Raw genomic sequence first — 15,971 nt, forward strand, 5'->3', positions numbered from 1 at the left:
GCGGCTCAGGTGCCCCACAGCCCCGAGGGCGGGGCGGGGGAGAGGATCGCGGTCGCGTCGGTGGTGACCGGCGCGCCACCGATGAACTTCGTCAGCCCCGTCCCGTGCTCGACCCGGCCGGGGAACGGGTCCCCGGCCGTCGCACGGGTCAGCTGCTGCATCGGCAGGCCGTTGTGCGAGGCCATGATCACGAAGTTGCCGAAGCGCCTGCCGCGGAACACGCCCGGCTCGGCCATCACGCAGACGTGTTCGAACACCGAGCGCACGGTCGCGCACTGGGCGCGGGCGAACTGCAGGCCGTTGCCGTCGCCGATGTTCGCCGCGTAGATGCCGTCCCCGGCCAGCGCGGCCGACGCCTGCTGCACGAACTCGACCGACGTCAGATGCGCGGGCGTGCGGGCTCCGGCGAAGCAGTCGGTGATGATCAGGTCGAACGAGCCGGGGCGGGCCTTGACGAGCACGGCGCGGGCGTCGCCTGTGGTGATCTTCACCCGTGGGGGCGGCGGAAGTTCGCGGCGGACGAACGCGATCAGCCCCGCGTCGATCTCGGCCACCTGCTGAGACGCCCGAGGGAGTAGGTCGGCCACGTAGCGCGCTAGCGTGAGCGCGCCACCGCCCAGGTGGAGCACGCGCGAAGGCGCGGTGAGATCAACGATGTGACCCAGCCGGCGGACGTACTCGAACTCCAGGTAGGTCGGGTCGTCGAGGTCCACATGCGACTGTGGGGTTCCGTTGACCCGCAACGTCCAGGAGTTCCGTCCACCGAGATCGGGGACCAGTTCGGCGACGCCGGAGTCGATCGACTCGGTGATCGCCTCTGTGTCGGGCCGCTGTCTTCCCACTGCTCTATTGTCCCATCGCGTGTGTCAGCTCTGAGGAGGAACCCAAGTGCAGGTCATCGCAGGCGTTCTGCTCGCCCTCGTGGCGTTGATCCACCTCTACATCGTGGTGCTGGAGATGTTCCTCTGGACGACGCCGCGCGGCCAGAAGGCGTTCGGCCTCACGCCCGAGTTCGCGCAAGCGTCGAAGGCACTCGCGGCGAACCAGGGTCTCTACAACGGGTTCCTCGCCGCCGGCCTGATCTACGCGCTGATCCGCCAGGACTTCGGCGCGTCCGTGCTGTTCACGGTGTTCGTGATCGTCGCCGGCGTCTACGGCACGTTCACGGCGAGCCGGAAGATTTTCTTCGTGCAGGTGGTGCCGGGCGCGCTGACGCTGCTCTTCGTGCTCTTGGCTCACTAGGACGTTCCCACGGCCCCTTGTCGGGGTCGTAGCCGGTGAAGAGGTCGCCCTCGATGCGCGCGGGCCGTGGCTTCTCGGGTTCCACGGGCTTCGCGGCAGGCTTCACGGTCTTCGGTTCCTGGCGTGCCGCGACCAGGGCGGCCAGGGCGGTGGTCACCGGGATCGCCGCCACCAGGCCGATGCTGCCCACGAGCGTGCGGACGATCTCCTGCGCGATCTGCTGCGACGTCAGGATCTCGCCCATCGACCGCCCGGCCAGCGAGATCGCCAGCAGCAACGGCAGCGCCGCGCCCGCGTAGGCCATCACGAGCGTGTTCACGACGGACGACATGTGGTCGCGCCCGATCCGCGAGCCCGCCGCGAAGAGCTCGCGCCACGTCAGCTCCTCGTTGGCGCGGCGGAGCTCCCACACCGCGCTCGTCTGCGTGACCGTCACGTCGTCCAGCACGCCCAGCGCGCCGATCAGCGTGCCCGCGAGCAGCAGTCCGCGGGTGTCGATGTCGGTGCCGAGCAGCGTGACGAGGTTCGTCGTGTCCTCGTCCAGGCCGGTCAGCTTCGACAAGGCCGAGAACAACGCGCCCAGCACACCGATCAGCGCGAGGCTGACCAGCGTTCCGAGCACCGCTGTCGACGTGCGCGCCGATATGCCGTGCGTCAGGTACAGCACCATGAACATGATCAGTCCGGCGCCGACCACCGCGACCATCAACGGGTTCTCGCCCGCGAGGATCGACGGCATCACGAACAGCACCAGCACCACGAAGCTCAGCAGCAACGCGCCCAAGGCGGCGAGCCCCTGCCATCGGCCGAGCAGCAGCACGGCGGCCGCGAACAGCAGCGCCAGCACGGCGAGCGACCAGCCGCGCTGGAAGTCGACGATCTGGTACGACTCGGCGGCCTGCGGCTGGCTGCCAGCGTAGGACAGCACCACCTCGTCGCCGATCTGGAAGCTCGGCGCTCCGGGGCCCTTCACGGTCGGGATCGTGATGCTCTGCCCGCTCGCGGCGCCGTCGCTCATCTGCACCGTCACCGCGACGCACTTCTCACCGCAGTTCTGGGCCAGGCCGGTGACGACGGCCTCGACCGGCGTCTGGTGCAGGCCGATCTCCGCGCCGGTCTTCTGCTCGTGCCCGAACGGGTACAGCAGCGCCGCGCCGATGATGGTGGCCAGCGCGAACGGCACCAGCAGCCACATCAGCAACGTGCGCACGCGCTGTGATGCCGGTTCCTCGTTCAGCGCGTGGCTATGCCCGTGACCGTGACCCACGCGCGACATCCTGCCCCATGAGGTGTTCGACGGCGGTTACAGCCCAGTGGGTGACCCGTGTGCTCCTTGACCGCTGTTCGAACATGTGTTCGAATCGACGGTGTGCGATGGGACGGACAGAAACTCGAGGCAGAGCCGCAGCAGGCGCTACCGGGGCTACCGGGACTGGTGCGCAGCGTACGAACTCCTGAGTTCGCGGACGTGGTGTTCCACGAGGTCCGCGCCAAATCCGTGCTCAACGGGGTACCGGGTTCGTCGTTGCCGTTCTCGTGGACGGTGAACCCGTATCGCGGCTGTTCACACGCCTGCACCTACTGCCTGGCCGGTGACACGCCGATCCTCATGGGCAACGGCCGCACGAAGCCGTTGTCGGAGCTGCGCGAAGGCGACGAGATCTACGGGACCGAGCTCGTCGGCAACTACCGGCGCTACAAGCTCACGACCGTTCTCGCCCACTGGGAGACGCGCAAGACCGGGTACCGGCTGACGCTGGAGGACGGCACGACCGTCGTCGCGTCCGGCGATCACCGGTTCCTCACCGACCGCGGCTGGAAGCACGTGACGGGCGAAACCGCGGGCGTCGGCCGGCGTCCGCACCTCACGACCGGCAACAAGCTGATGGGCACGGGGGCGTTCGTCGAGCAGCCCTCCGTGACCGACGACTACCGCCGCGGCTACCTGCGCGGCATGGTGGACGACGAGACCGAGTTCCACATCCCCCTGGCCGACATCGAGGCCATGGAGCGCACACAGGAGTATCTCGACTACTTCGGTGTGCGAGAAGGGAGGGGATTTCTGCACCAGGTGCGCGAACTAGCGCACTGGCAGATAGCCCCGAACCCTGACTGGCTCAAGGGATTCCTGGCCGGCGCGTTCGACTACCTCGGGACCTGCTCGCGCAGCATCCTGCGGATGTCGACGCGCAACGCCACCGTGCTGGAGGCGATCTGCCTGGCGCTCAAGCACTTCGACTTCGACTTCGCGATCGAGGAGCTGCGCCGCCGGCGTGGCGTGCGGGTCGTGCGGCTGCGCGGCGGGCTGCGGGAGAACCTGCGCTTCTTCCACACCGTCGACCCGTCGATCACCCGCAAGCGCGACATCGACGGCGTGGCGATCAAGTCGCGGCAGCCGCTGGGTGTCGTGTCCGTGGAACCGCTGGGGGAGATGACTCTTTACGACATCTCGACCGGCACCGCGGACTTCATCGCGAACGGGATCGTGTCCCACAACTGCTTCGCCCGCAAGACACACTCCTATTTGGACCTCGACACCGGCAAGGACTTCGACAACCAGCTGATCGTCAAGGTCAACGCGGGGGAGGTGCTGTCGCGCCAGCTGCGGTCCGCCCGCTGGAAGCAGGAGCACGTGGCGCTGGGCACGAACACCGATCCGTACCAGCGGGCGGAGGGGCGGTACGCCTTGATGCCAGGGATCATCGAGGCGCTGACCGCTTCCCGCACGCCCTTCTCGATACTCACGAAGGGCACGCTGCTGGCACGGGATCTGCCGTTGCTGACGGCGGCCGCCGAGGTCGTGCCGGTCGGGATCGCGGTGTCGCTCGCGTTGATGGACCGGGACCTGCACAAGTCGCTGGAGCCCGGCACGCCGACGCCCGCCGCCCGGCTCGACCTGGTGCGCAAGGTGCGTGAGGCGGGCCTGCCGTGCGGGGTGTTCGTGGCCCCGGTGCTACCGGAGCTGACGGATTCCACCGAGCAGCTGGACTTCCTGCTGGAGCAGATCGCGGCCGCCGGTGCGACGGGCGTGACCGTGCTGCCGCTGCACCTGCGTCCGGGGGCGAAGGAGTGGTTCGCGGCCTGGCTCCGGCGCGAGCACCCGGACCTGGTCGAAACCTACCGGTACCTGTACGGCAACCGGTCCTATGTGGACAAGCGGTATCGTGCCCGGCTCGCGGCGCGCGTGGTCCCGTTGATCGAGAAGCACGGGCTCGCACCACGCGGCCGTTCCACCGACGCCGTCACTGGTGTGCCCGGTGACGACGAAGGTGTGTGGCCAGACGGCAGCCTGCCGGTGGGTGTGCCGGCGCCGCGCGTCGATCAGGAACAACTCACACTGCTGTGATCCTCAGTGGGACGCCCTCTTCCCCAGGGTGTCCTTCACTCGGCCCACCCGCCCTGGGCCATCGTCTGGAACTTCCACTCGCCGCCGACCTTCGTGAGCAGGTCGCCGTAGCGCACCGTGATCCCGTTGATCGTGCCGTCCGTGATCACGAAGACCAGGTTGTCGTTGATGAAGTGCGGCGTCCTGGTGGACTCCATCTGCACCTCACCGCCCAGTTGGGCCCCCATCTCCTTCAGGAACGTCTCGCGGTCCCACGACGTGGCTGAACCGTCGGTGACCGTGTTGACCGGGAAAAGTGCCATGTCGGCCATCGCCTCGACGTCGCCCTTGACCGCGAGCTCGTCCCACTTCGCAAACCACTGCATGACCTCGTCGTACGACATACCGTACATTGTACGGAACTTAGCGCCTGCCGACCACTGCCGTGGTGTCTTCGCTGGTCACCAGCTTGGCGTCGAGGCCGGCGGCGGTGAAAGCGGTGAGCGCGGCCGGTGCCTGGCGTTCACTGGTCTCCGACAGCAGGTGCCCGCCGGGGCGTAGCCAGGTGGCTGCCTGGGCTGCTACGCGGCGCATGACCTCAAGGCCGTCCTCGCCGCCGTCGAGTGCGACGCGGGCCTCGTGGTCCCGGGCTTCTGGCGGCATGAACCGGATGTCGTCGGTCGGCACGTACGGGACGTTGGCCACCACCACATCGATATGTCCGCGCAGGTGCGTGGGGAGGGCGTCGAACAGGTCGCCTTCGAACACGTTGGTGAGGTTTTCCCGTGCGCAGGCGACCGCTGCCGGGTCGATGTCGGCGGCGTAGACCGCCGCGGACGGCAGCCGGTGTTGCAGGACCGCGCCCACCGCGCCGGAGCCGCAGCACATGTCCACGACGGTGGCGGGCTTCAGTTCGGTGGCGAGGTCTACCAGCAGCTCGGTGCGGTGGCGGGGGACGAAGACGCCCCTGGTGACCACGATCCGCTGCCCGCAGAACAGCGCCCAGCCCACGGCGTGCTCCAGCGGCAGGCCGTCGGCCCGTTGCCTGACCAGGTCTTCGAGGTGCTCGGCGTCGCGAGCGGCTTCTTGCAGCAGTGCGGCCTCTTCTTCGGCGAAAACGCAGCCGGCGGCCCGCAGTCGTTCCACGATGCTCATCGCTCGCGGACGCTAGCAGCGTGATTTACAAGCAGGCTTGACTGTTTGTTTGTTCGCCGGAACACTCGGGGCGTGGAGACGAGGCAGCGCCAGGCCGACCGCACGCGCGAGACGAAGCGGAAGCTGATGGAGGCGACCGTCGAGTGTCTGGTGGAACGCGGCTGGTCAGGCACGACGACGACCGAGGTGGCCGAGCGGGCAGGGGTGTCGCGCGGTGCGCAGCTGCACCACTTCCGCACGCGCGGTGAACTGGTCGCGGCGGCCGTGGAGCACGTGGGCGCGGAGAGCGTCGAGGTGCTCAAGCGGCGCGCTGATGTCGCCGAGAAGAGCACGCACGCCGTGGTGGAGCTGATCGCGGACTTCCACGCCAGCGACCTGTTCACCGCGGCACTCGAACTGTGGGTGGCCGCGCGCACCGACCCGGAACTGCGCGAGCAGGTGCTGGAACTGCAGGCACGGCTGGGCCGCGAGGTGTACGGGCTGGCGCTGGAACTGCTCGACGTGGACGACTCGAAGCCGGGGGTGAGGGACGCGGTGCAGGCAACCCTGGATCTTGTGCGCGGGCTGGCGCTCGCCAACCAGCTCGCCGACGACGCCAAGCGCCGGGCGCACGTCGTGCGCTACTGGGCGCGGATGCTGGAGGAACAGCTGTGATCACGGAACTGCTGGCCGACCTCGACGCCGAGTCGCGCTCGCTGGACGAGATCGTCGCGGCGGCGGACGACTGGTCGGTGCCCACGCCCGCCGAGGGCTGGACCGTGGCGCACCAGATCGGTCATCTCATGTGGACGGACAAGGCGTCGATCCTCGCCATCACCGACCCCGAGGCGTTCCAGGCGCAGCCGCTGACCGCCGACGTGGTGGACCGGACCGCGGCCGAGGCGGCGGCGTTGCCGAACCTGCTGGAGTTGTGGCGGGACAGCCGGAAGTCGTTGCTGGAGCACCTCGCCCAGGCGTCCGGGAAGATCCTGTGGTTCGGGCCGCCGATGAGTGCGGCGTCGATGGCCACCGCCCGGATCATGGAGACCTGGGCGCACGGCCAGGACGTCGCGGACGCGTTCGGGGTGGTGCGCGAGCCCACCGCGCGGATCAGGCACGTGTGTCACATCGGCGTGCGGACGATGGGGTTCGCGTTCCTGCTCAACGGGCTGGCGCAGCCGGAGGCCGAGGTGCGGGTCGAGCTGACCGGACCTGGCGGCGAGTCGTGGACCTGGGGGCCGGAGGACGCCGAGAACCGGGTTTCCGGGCCGGCGCTGGACTTCGCGTGGCTGGTGACGCAGCGCCGCAACCGCAAGGAGCTCGCGATCGAGGCCTCGGGCCCGGTGGCGCAGAAGTGGGTGCCGATCGCGCAGGCGTTCGCGGGACCGCCCGGAGGTGGCCGTTGATCAGGATCGGCAACGCGTCCGGGTTCTACGGCGACCGGCTGTCCGCGATGCGCGAACAGCTGGAAGGCGGCGAGCTCGACGTCCTGACCGGCGACTACCTCGCCGAGCTGACCATGCTCATCCTCGGGCGCGACCGCATGAAGGACTCGTCGCTGGGCTACGCGAAGACGTTCCTGCGGCAGATGGAGGACTGCCTGGCGCTGGCGCTCGACAAGGGCGTCAGGATCGTGGTCAACGCCGGTGGCCTGAACCCCGAGGGGCTGGCGCGCAAGCTCGGCGCCAAGGTCGGGTACGTCACGGGTGACGACCTCAAGACGCGGTTCCCCGAGGCGTTGACCGCCAACGCCTACCTCGGCGCGTGGGAGATCGCGGAGTGCCTGGACCAGGGCGCGCAGGTCGTGGTCACCGGTCGCGTCACCGACGCGAGCCTCGTGGTCGGGCCCGCCGCGGCGCACTTCGGGTGGGCGCGCGACGACTGGGACCGGCTGGCCGGAGCCACGGTCGCCGGGCACGTGCTGGAGTGCGGAACGCAGGCCACCGGCGGCAACTACTCGTTCTTCACCGAGATCGACGTGACTCGGCCGGGGTTTCCGATCGCGGAGATCAACGAGGACGGGTCGTGCCTGATCACCAAGCACGACGGCACGGGCGGCGCGGTCACCGTCGACACCGTCACGGCTCAGCTGTTGTACGAGATCGGGGCGCCCGAGTACCTGGGGCCGGACGTCACCACGCACTTCGACACGGTCCGGCTCGACGCGCACGAGCGCGGGGTCAGGATCAGTGGCACCAAGGGGAGTCCGCCGCCGGACACGCTGAAGGTGTGCCTGAACACGCTGGGCGGCTTCAGGAACTCCACGACGTTCGTCCTCACCGGACTCGACGTTGCGGAGAAGGCCGACCTCGTCCGGCGGCAGCTCCACGACGCCATCGGTGAGGAAGGTCTGACGTGGACGCTGGCGCGAACCGATCAGCGCGACGCGGCCACCGAGGAGCAGGCCAGCGCGTTGCTGCACGTCACCATCAAGACGGCGGACCCCAAGCGGGCCAAGGGTTTCAGCCGGGCGGCCATCGAGCTGGCGCTGGCGAGCTATCCGGGGTTCCACGTCACGGCGCCGCCCGGCGACGGGACGCCGTTCGGGATCTACCAGGCGGCCTACGTGAATCGTGACGAGGTCAGTGCGAAGGCGGTGTTGCTGTGAAGAGGCCACTGGGAACGATCGCCGGCGCGCGCAGCGGCGACAAAGGCGGGGACGCGAACCTCGGTGTGTGGGTCCGCAGCGATGATGCCTTCGCGTGGCTGAACGGCTTTCTCACCACCGAGAAGCTCAAGGAGCTGCTGCCGGAGGCGACCGAGGTCAGCAGGTACGAACTGCCGAACCTCAGGGCGCTCAACTTCGTGCTGCACGGCCTTCTCGGCGACGGGGTGGCGAGCAGCACGCGGTTCGACCCGCAGGCCAAGGCCCTGGGCGAATGGCTGCGCAGCAGGGAAGTAGAGATCCCGGAGGAGCTCCTGTGATCACGAAGGATCTGTACGAGCGGAAAGAACTGCGGCAACTCGTCCGCGACTTCACCCGCAGGGAGATCGTGCCGCACCTCGGCCAGTGGGAACGCGACTGCGAAGTTCCGCGTGAGCTGCACAAGAAGGCGGCGGAACTCGACCTGCTCGGCATCGGGTTCGAGCACGGCGACCTGCTCGACTCGGTCGCGCTGACCGAGGAGATCATCCAGAACGGCGGGTCGTCGGGTCTGATGGCGGCGCTGTTCACGCTCGGCATCGCGATCCCGCACATCTGGCAGAGCGGGAACGAGGACCTGATCGAGAGGTTCGCCAAGCCCGCGATCCGGGGCGAGAAGATCGGCAGCCTCGCGGTCACCGAACCCGGAGCGGGGTCCGACGTCGCGGCGATCCGGACCAGGGCGGTCAGGGACGGCGACCACTACGTCGTCACCGGCGAGAAGACGTTCATCACCTCGGGCTGCCGGGCGGACTTCGTCACGACCGCGGTGCGGACCGGTGGCGAGGGCTACCAGGGCATCTCGCTGCTGGTGATCGAGGACGGGTTCACCCGGCGCAAGCTGGACAAGATGGGCTGGCACTGCAGTGACACCGCCGAACTGCACTTCGACGGCGTGCGCGTGCCGGTGGCGAACCTGGTGGGCGAGGAGAACCAGGGGTTCGCGCTGATCATGCAGCAGTTCCAGGTGGAACGCGTGACGATGGCGGTCGAGGCGTACGCGACGGCGCAACGGGCGCTGGACCTGACCGTCGAGTGGACCCGCAACCGCGAGACGTTCGGCAAGCCCCTGATCAAGAACCAGGTGGTGCGCCACAAGCTGGCCGCGATGGCGCAGAAGATCGACCTGGCGCGGACCTACACGCGTGAGGTCGCGGCCAGGATCAGCCGCGGCGAGGACTGCGTCACCGAGGTCTGCTTCGCGAAGAACGCCGCGGTGGACGCCTGCTCCGAGGTGGTCGACGCGGCGGTGCAGTTGCACGGCGGCATGGGGTACATGCGGGAGTCCGAAGTGGAGCGTCACTACCGGGACGCCCGCATCCTCGGCATCGGGGGCGGGGCGAGTGAAGTGATGACCGAGCTCGCGGCACGACGATTGGGGTTCGCCTGATGGGCAACAGGGAGGCGCTGCTCGCGAAGATCGCGGGACTGGACGCCGAGCACGCCAAGGCGCTCGCGGGAGGTGGGCCGAAGTACGTCGAGCGGCACCACAAGCGCGGCAAGCTGCTGGCCCGCGAACGGGTCGAGCTGCTCGTCGACGAGGACAGCCCGTTCCTGGAGCTGTCCCCGCTCGCGGCGTGGGGCACCGACTTCCCGGTCGGCGCGTCGGTCGTCACCGGGATCGGGCGCATCGAGGGCGTCGAGTGCGTGATCGTCGCGAGCGACCCGACGGTGCGCGGTGGCTCGTCGAACCCGTACACGCTGCGCAAGTCGCTGCGGGCCAACGACATCGCGTTGCAGAACCGGCTGCCGCTGGTCAGCCTCGTCGAGTCGGGCGGCGCGGACCTGCCGACGCAGAGCGAGATCTTCATTCCCGGCGGCCGGGCGTTCCGCGACCTGACCCGGTTGAGCGCGGCCGGCATTCCGACGATCACGGCGGTGTTCGGCAACGCGACGGCCGGCGGCGCGTACGTGCCGGGCATGTCCGACTACGTGATCATGATCAAGGACCGCTCCAAGGTGTTCCTGGGTGGTCCGCCGCTGGTCAAGATGGCGACCGGCGAGGACTCCGACGACGAGTCGCTGGGCGGCGCGACCATGCACGGCGCGACGTCCGGGCTCGCGGACTTCGTGGCGGAGGACGAGACCGACGCGATCCGGCTGGCGCGCAGGGTTGTCGCCCGGCTGAACTGGCGCAAGCAGGGTCCTGAGCCGGCACCGGTGGAAGAGCCGCTGTTCGACGCCGAGAGCATCCTCGACATCGTCTCCGAGGACCAGCGGGTGCCGTTCGACCCGCGGGACGTCATCGCGCGGCTCGTCGACGGGTCGCACTTCGACGAGTTCAAGCCGTTGTACGGCAACAGCCTCGTCACCGGGTGGGCCCGCGTCCACGGCTACCCGGTCGGCATCCTCGCCAACGCGCGCGGCGTGCTGTTCAGCGAGGAGTCGCAGAAGGCCACGCAGTTCATCCAGCTGGCGAACCAGAGCGACACCCCCTTGCTGTTCCTGCAGAACACCACCGGTTACATGGTCGGCGCCCAGTACGAGCAGGGCGGCATCGTCAAGCACGGGTCGATGATGATCAACGCGGTCTCGAACAGCAGGGTCCCGCACCTGACGATCACAATGGGTGCCTCGTACGGCGCGGGCAACTACGGCATGTGCGGCAGGGCGTACGACCCGAGGTTCCTGTTCACCTGGCCCAACGCCAAGTCGGCCGTGATGGGCCCGGCGCAGCTCGCCGGTGTGCTCTCGATCGTCGGACGGCAGGCCGCGCTGGCCAAGGGGCAGGAGTACAACGAGGAGCACGACGCCGCCATGCGCAAGATGGTGGAGGCGCAGATCGAGGAGCAGTCGCTCGCGCCGTTCCTGTCCGGGAAGCTCTACGACGACGGCGTGATCGACCCTCGCGATACCAGGACCGTGCTGGCCCTCTGCCTCTCCGCTGTCCACAGCGGACCGATCAAGGGCGCCGACGGCTTCGGCGTCTTCCGGATGTGAGCCCCGTGATCAAGACTCTCCTGATCGCCAACCGAGGCGAGATCGCCCGCCGGATCATCCGCACCTGTCGTGACAACGGAATCCGCACGGTCGCGGTGTTCTCCGACCCGGACGCCGATTCGCCGCACGTTCGCGAGGCCGACTTCGCGGTGCGGTTGCCCGGCGCGTCACCGTCCGAGACCTACCTCCGTGCCGGCCTGTTGGTCGAGGCAGCGGTCAAGGCGGGCGCGGACGCCGTCCACCCCGGCTACGGGTTCCTGTCCGAGAACGCCGATTTCGCGCGGAAGGTCCAGGCCGCGGGCCTGACCTGGGTCGGCCCGGAACCGGACTCCATCGAGGCGATGGGCTCCAAGGTCGCCGCGAAGAAGCGGATGGCCGCCGCGGGTGTGCCGACGCTGCCGGAACTGGACCCGGAGACCGTCACCGAGTTCCCGGTGCTGATCAAGGCGTCGGCCGGCGGTGGTGGCCGTGGCATGCGGGTCGTGCGCGAGAAGGCCGAGTTCGCCGACGCGCTGGCGAGCGCGCGGCGCGAGGCCGAGTCGGCGTTCGGTGACCCGACGGTGTTCTGCGAGCCGTTGCTGGAGCACGCGCGGCACGTCGAGGTGCAGATCCTCGCCGACATGCACGGCACGGTCTGGGCGCTCGGCGAACGCGAGTGCTCGATCCAGCGCAGGCACCAGAAGATCGTCGAGGAGTCGCCCAGCCCGGCGGTCACCGACGACGTGCGCAAGCGTTTGTTCGCCGCGGCTACGGCGGCGGCCGAGTCGATCGGGTACGTCGGCGCGGGCACCGTCGAGTTCATGCTGAAGGGCGAGGACTTCCACTTCCTGGAGGTCAACACGCGGCTGCAGGTCGAGCATCCCGTCACCGAGTTCGTCTACGGCGTCGACCTGGTCGAGTGGCAGCTCCGGATCGCCGAGGGTGCCAAGCTGCCAGTGGACGTGCCGGAACCGCGAGGCCACGCGATCGAGGTCCGCCTCTACGCCGAGGACCCGGCGAACGACTGGCGCCCGGCGAGCGGCACGCTGCACCGGTTCCACGTGCCCGGCGACGTCCGGCTCGACAGCGGTGTCGAGGACGGGTCCGTGGTCTCCGTGCACTACGACCCGATGCTGGCCAAGGTGATCGCGTACGCGCCGACGCGCCGCGCGGCCGCCCGCAAGCTCGCGACGGCGTTGCAGAGCGGCCAGATCCACGGCCTGGTCACGAACCGCGCACTGCTCGTGGACATCCTCGGCAACGAGGCTTTCCTCAACGGCGACACGCACACCGGGTTCCTGACCGAGCACGACTTCACCAGGACCGTTGACCCGCAACCGTTTGCGCTCGCGGCTGCACTGGCGAGCGCGGCCGGTCGCAGGATCGGGCACCTGCCGCTCGGCTGGCGCAACGTGCGCTCCCAGCAGCCGAAGGCGAAGTTCCTGTTCGGTGAGGAGCTGATCGAGGTCGAGTACGACCCCGCGCAGGCGACTCCCGGAGTGGTCACGCTCGACCTGGACGGCGTGCGCACGCCTTTCCACGTTGCCCGCTATGGCGATCTGGTCGAGGTCGACTCGCCGCGCGGCTCGGTGTCGCTGAGAGTCGTGCCGCGCTTCCCCGAACCGGAGACGAAGCTCGCGCCGGGCGCGACCGTCGCCCCGATGCCGGGAACCGTGGTCAGGGTGTCGGTCCAGCAGGGCGATGTGGTCGAAGCCGGTGCCGAACTCCTGGTGCTGGAGGCCATGAAGATGGAACACCGTGTGCTCGCGACCAGCGCGGGCACCGTCACCGAACTCCTCGTCTCGCAGGCACAGCAGGTCAACGCCGGCGACGTCCTGGCTGTAGTGGAGGAACTGTGAGCTTCGTAGAGTCCGAAGAGCGGATCGCGCTGCGCAAGGCCGTCGCCGAGTTCGGTGCCCAGTACGGCCACGACTACTTCATCGCCAAGTCCAGGGCGGGGGAGAAGACCACCGAACTGTGGGAGGAGGCCGGCAAGCTCGGCTACCTCGGCGTGGCCGTGCCGGAGGAGTACGGCGGCGGTGGCGGCGGCATCGGCGACCTCGCGGCGGTGTGCGAGGAGCTGGCCGCGGCCGGATGTCCGTTGCTGCTCATGGTGGTCTCGCCCGCGATCTGCGCCACGGTGATCGCGCGGTTCGGCACCGAGGAGCAGAAGTCCAAGTGGCTGCCCGGTTTCGCGGACGGCACGCTGAAGATGGCGTTCGCGATCACCGAGCCGGACGCGGGTTCCAACTCGCACAAGCTGAAGACCCACGTCAAGCGCGACGGTGACGACTGGATCCTCAAGGGCACCAAGACCTACATTTCCGGCGTCGACGAGGTCGACGCCGTGCTCGTGGTCGCGATCCAGCAGACCGGGCCGGTGCTCGTGGTCGTGCCGACGGACTCAGAGGGCTTCACCTGGCACCAGATCGAGATGGACCTGGTGGCGCCGGAGAAGCAGTTCACCCTCTTCTTCGACGACGTCAGGCTGCCCTCGGACGCTGTGGTCGGCTCCCCGGACCAGGGGCTGCTGCAGGTCTTCGCCGGTCTCAACCCCGAACGGATCATGGGCGCGAGCATGGCGACGGGCTCGGCCCGCCTCGCGATCGGCAAGGCCGTCTCCTACGCTCAGCAGCGTCAGGTGTGGGACGGCCCGATCGGCGCGCACCAGGGCCTCTCGCACCCGCTGGCGAAGATCCACATCGAGATCGAGCTGGCCCGGCTGATGACGCAGAAGGCCGCCGCGCTCTACGACTCCGGCCGCGACAAAGAGTCCGGTGAGGCCGCGAACATGGCCAAGTACGCGGCGGGCGAGGCCATCGCGGCCGCGGTCGACCAGGCCATCCAGACGCACGGCGGCAACGGGCTGAGCTCCGAGTTCGGGCTGGCGTCGATGCTCGGCATGTCCCGGTTGTCCCGGATCGCGCCCGTCTCGCGGGAGATGGTGCTCAACTTCGTCGCACAGAACTCGCTGAAGCTCCCGCGCTCGTACTGACACACTGCGGGACATGGGGACTTTCACGAACGCGGACGGGCTCGGCCTCGCCTACCACGGTGAGGCCGAGGACCCGCTGGTCTGCCTGCCGGGCGGGCCGATGCAGGACTCGTCGTACCTGGGCGGGCTGCCGCTGGACGACGTGATCAGGCTGGACCTGCGCGGCACCGGTGAGTCGGAGAAGGCGGACAGCTATCGCGCCGATCATCAGGTCGGCGACGTCGAGGCGCTCCGGCGGCACCTGGGCCTGGTGAAGATGCGGCTGCTCGGCCACTCCGCCGGTGGCACCCTGGCGATCCTCTACGCGGCGCGCTTTCCGCAGCACGTCGAGGAGCTCGTGCTCGTCGCGCCCAGTCCGCGAGTGGTGGGCATCGACGTCACCGACGACGATCGCCGCGAAGTCGCTCTGCGGCGCAGTGGGGAACCCTGGTACCCCGAGGCCATCAAGGGGTTCGAGGAGATCTGGGCCGGCGACTTCTCCGCCGAGGCGTTCGCGAAGATCGCCCCGTTCCACCACGGGCGCTGGGACGACGCGGCGCGGGCGCTGGAGGATCACCCGTCCAACGACGAGGCCGCCCGCGAGTACTACGCCGAAGGTGCGTTCGACACCGGGCAGGTGCGGGCCGGGCTCGCGAACGTCGACGTGCCCACGCTTTTCGTCGTGGGCGAGCACGACGTGGCTCTGCCGCCCAAGCGCGCGCGGGAGTACGCGGACCTGTTCCCACGCGCGCGGTTCGTGGTGCAGCCCGGTGCCGGTCACTTCCCCTGGGTGGACGACCCCGAGGCGTTCGCGGCGACGGTCCAGCGCATTCCGTAGAGACCGGGACCGAAGTCGAGCGCGGCGGCGTGCGCGTAGCCCCCGTCGTCCACCGGGGCCGGGCGGGCGCCGCCGAACATTTCCGTGCCGGCCGGGCCGGACGAGAATTGTTCGCAGGAGGCGGGCGGGGACCCGTCCGCGAATTTGATCTCCAGCACGTAGTCGTGCACGCGGCCGCCGAACCGCCGGAAATGCGTGTGCTCGACCGTCGGATGTGGATAGATCAATTCGTACTCGATCGCGATCGAGTCGCCGGCGGAGATCGGTTCGTCGAACAACATCTCCGCGACGAGCACACCGTTCGTGCGTTCCCTGGCGATCCGGCCGACCCGGCAGGAACGGACGGCCGTGAGCGCGGGCTGCGCGGAACCCGTTTCCTGGCAAAGGATCCAGCGGTCCACACCGGCGGTACTCGCCTGCATGACCTGCCGTGACCGGATGCCGCGCACGCCGCCGCAGGGCGCGACGTCGACCCGGTCGTGCTGGGCGGTCAGCACCAGCCCGGAACCGTCCCACGCGGCCCGTGAGTCCTGCTCCCGCCTGCGGGAACGGCCACGCGGCCGCGGCGGCCCCAGCAGGCGGCTCAGGGCGGCCGGGGGCAGCCCGAGCACGTCCTCCAGGTGCGCCAGCGCCATCATCGACTCGGGTCGCTCGGGTCTGCGCCGGCCAGACTGCCAGTAGCTCAGCGCCGTCACGCTGATCGGCGCGCCCCGCACCTTCAGCCGGTGCTGGAGCCGTTCCAGACTGAGTCCCCGCACCTGGATCGCGACCCGCAACGCGTCCGCGAACGGACCCGTCACGAGAAGGTCGGCGAGCTCCTCGCGCGGTGGGTAAATCGTGAGCATCCACTCCTCCGTTTCACGGAGTCAAGCTCGGAAGGCTATCGGCAGCAAAG

14 protein-coding genes and 1 pseudogene are annotated in these 15,971 nt (G+C 69.1%); 10 read left to right on the forward strand and 5 right to left on the reverse strand.

All coding sequences use genetic code 11. The annotated features are described in order from the left end of the window. Nucleotides 1-5: 5 nt before the first annotated feature. Nucleotides 6-842 carry a spermidine synthase gene (locus BLR21_RS17870; protein WP_090006955.1) on the reverse strand — a complete coding sequence of 279 codons (837 nt, stop codon included), beginning with the start codon at nt 840-842 and terminating at the stop codon, nt 6-8. Nucleotides 843-888: 46 nt separating this feature from the next. On the opposite strand from BLR21_RS17870, the gene BLR21_RS17875 reads away from it, so the two are divergent. Continuing rightward, complete coding sequence (locus tag BLR21_RS17875; RefSeq protein ID WP_090006956.1) at nt 889-1,242, forward strand: DUF1304 domain-containing protein; 354 nt, start codon at nt 889-891, stop codon at nt 1,240-1,242. On the opposite strand, the gene BLR21_RS17880 is transcribed toward BLR21_RS17875, so the two are convergent. After that, entirely contained in the window at nt 1,163-2,518 is a 1,356-nt protein-coding gene (locus BLR21_RS17880) for a YibE/F family protein (protein WP_176929677.1), read from the reverse strand. The two genes, BLR21_RS17875 and BLR21_RS17880, sit on opposite strands and share 80 nt — an antisense overlap. A gap of 93 nt (nt 2,519-2,611) precedes the next feature. Here BLR21_RS17880 and BLR21_RS17885 point away from each other — a divergent pair, with 93 nt between their 5' ends. Next, nucleotides 2,612-4,588, forward strand: coding sequence for an intein-containing Rv2578c family radical SAM protein (locus tag BLR21_RS17885; protein ID WP_090006958.1), 1,977 nt, complete (start codon nt 2,612-2,614; stop codon nt 4,586-4,588). 35 nt (nt 4,589-4,623) lie between these two features. On the opposite strand, the gene BLR21_RS17890 is transcribed toward BLR21_RS17885, so the two are convergent. Both BLR21_RS17890 and BLR21_RS17895 read right to left on the reverse strand, forming a co-directional pair. Further along, nucleotides 4,624-4,971 (reverse strand): hypothetical protein, encoded by a 348-nt coding sequence (locus BLR21_RS17890; protein ID WP_051769478.1) that lies wholly within the window; start codon nt 4,969-4,971, stop codon nt 4,624-4,626. Between the two features lie 19 nt (nt 4,972-4,990). After that, nucleotides 4,991-5,722 carry a putative protein N(5)-glutamine methyltransferase gene (locus tag BLR21_RS17895; protein ID WP_090006959.1) on the reverse strand — a complete coding sequence of 244 codons (732 nt, stop codon included), beginning with the start codon at nt 5,720-5,722 and terminating at the stop codon, nt 4,991-4,993. 126 nt (nt 5,723-5,848) lie between these two features. Between BLR21_RS17895 and BLR21_RS17900 the strand changes: the two genes are divergently transcribed. The 8 genes and pseudogenes from BLR21_RS17900 (at nt 5,849) to BLR21_RS17935 (ending at nt 15,076) form a co-directional block, all read left to right on the forward strand. After that, a complete protein-coding gene (locus tag BLR21_RS17900) occupies nt 5,849-6,376 on the forward strand; it encodes a TetR/AcrR family transcriptional regulator (protein ID WP_090007131.1) in 528 nt (175 codons plus the stop codon). Continuing rightward, complete coding sequence (locus BLR21_RS17905) at nt 6,373-7,107, forward strand: TIGR03084 family metal-binding protein (RefSeq protein ID WP_090006960.1); 735 nt, start codon at nt 6,373-6,375, stop codon at nt 7,105-7,107. Before BLR21_RS17900 ends, BLR21_RS17905 begins: the two co-directional genes overlap by 4 nt. Before the next feature lie 47 nt (nt 7,108-7,154). After that, nucleotides 7,155-8,626: pseudogene (locus BLR21_RS17910) on the forward strand (acyclic terpene utilization AtuA family protein). Next, nucleotides 8,623-9,735, forward strand: coding sequence for an acyl-CoA dehydrogenase family protein (locus BLR21_RS17915; RefSeq protein ID WP_256334753.1), 1,113 nt, complete (start codon nt 8,623-8,625; stop codon nt 9,733-9,735). The pseudogene BLR21_RS17910 and the gene BLR21_RS17915 overlap by 4 nt, the downstream one beginning before the upstream one ends. After that, the gene (locus BLR21_RS17920) at nt 9,735-11,285 is read left to right on the forward strand and encodes an acyl-CoA carboxylase subunit beta (RefSeq protein ID WP_090006962.1); all 1,551 of its coding nucleotides are present in this window, start codon (nt 9,735-9,737) and stop codon (nt 11,283-11,285) included. The genes BLR21_RS17915 and BLR21_RS17920 overlap by 1 nt, the downstream gene beginning before the upstream one ends. A 5-nt stretch (nt 11,286-11,290) precedes the next feature. Then, nucleotides 11,291-13,123, forward strand: coding sequence for an acetyl/propionyl/methylcrotonyl-CoA carboxylase subunit alpha (locus BLR21_RS17925; RefSeq protein ID WP_090007132.1), 1,833 nt, complete (start codon nt 11,291-11,293; stop codon nt 13,121-13,123). Continuing rightward, nucleotides 13,120-14,259: an acyl-CoA dehydrogenase family protein gene (locus BLR21_RS17930; RefSeq protein WP_090006963.1), complete on the forward strand. Its 1,140-nt coding sequence runs from the start codon at nt 13,120-13,122 to the stop codon at nt 14,257-14,259. Before BLR21_RS17925 ends, BLR21_RS17930 begins: the two co-directional genes overlap by 4 nt. 13 nt (nt 14,260-14,272) lie before the next feature. Beyond that, entirely contained in the window at nt 14,273-15,076 is an 804-nt protein-coding gene (locus BLR21_RS17935) for an alpha/beta fold hydrolase (protein WP_090006964.1), read from the forward strand. On the opposite strand, the gene BLR21_RS17940 is transcribed toward BLR21_RS17935, so the two are convergent. Continuing rightward, on the reverse strand, nt 15,016-15,921 hold the full coding sequence (locus BLR21_RS17940) for a helix-turn-helix domain-containing protein (protein ID WP_090006965.1): 906 nt from the start codon (nt 15,919-15,921) through the stop codon (nt 15,016-15,018). The two genes, BLR21_RS17935 and BLR21_RS17940, sit on opposite strands and share 61 nt — an antisense overlap. Nucleotides 15,922-15,971 lie beyond the last annotated feature (50 nt).

Origin of the sequence: Lentzea albidocapillata subsp. violacea, assembly GCF_900100275.1 — a bacterium.
Classification (GTDB): domain Bacteria; phylum Actinomycetota; class Actinomycetes; order Mycobacteriales; family Pseudonocardiaceae; genus Lentzea; species Lentzea violacea.

Bases quoted from the DNA above. Each gene is read 5' to 3' on its own strand.
- BLR21_RS17920 (WP_090006962.1), top strand. From the start codon at position 9,735: ATGGGCAACAGGGAGGCGCTGCTCGCGAAGATCGCGGGACTGGACGCC.
- BLR21_RS17880 (WP_176929677.1), bottom strand. From the start codon at position 2,518: ATGTCGCGCGTGGGTCACGGTCACGGGCATAGCCACGCGCTGAACGAG.
- BLR21_RS17890 (WP_051769478.1), bottom strand. From the start codon at position 4,971: ATGTCGTACGACGAGGTCATGCAGTGGTTTGCGAAGTGGGACGAGCTC.
- BLR21_RS17895 (WP_090006959.1), bottom strand. From the start codon at position 5,722: ATGAGCATCGTGGAACGACTGCGGGCCGCCGGCTGCGTTTTCGCCGAA.
- BLR21_RS17900 (WP_090007131.1), top strand. From the start codon at position 5,849: ATGGAGGCGACCGTCGAGTGTCTGGTGGAACGCGGCTGGTCAGGCACG.
- BLR21_RS17940 (WP_090006965.1), bottom strand. From the start codon at position 15,921: ATGCTCACGATTTACCCACCGCGCGAGGAGCTCGCCGACCTTCTCGTG.
- BLR21_RS17935 (WP_090006964.1), top strand. From the start codon at position 14,273: ATGGGGACTTTCACGAACGCGGACGGGCTCGGCCTCGCCTACCACGGT.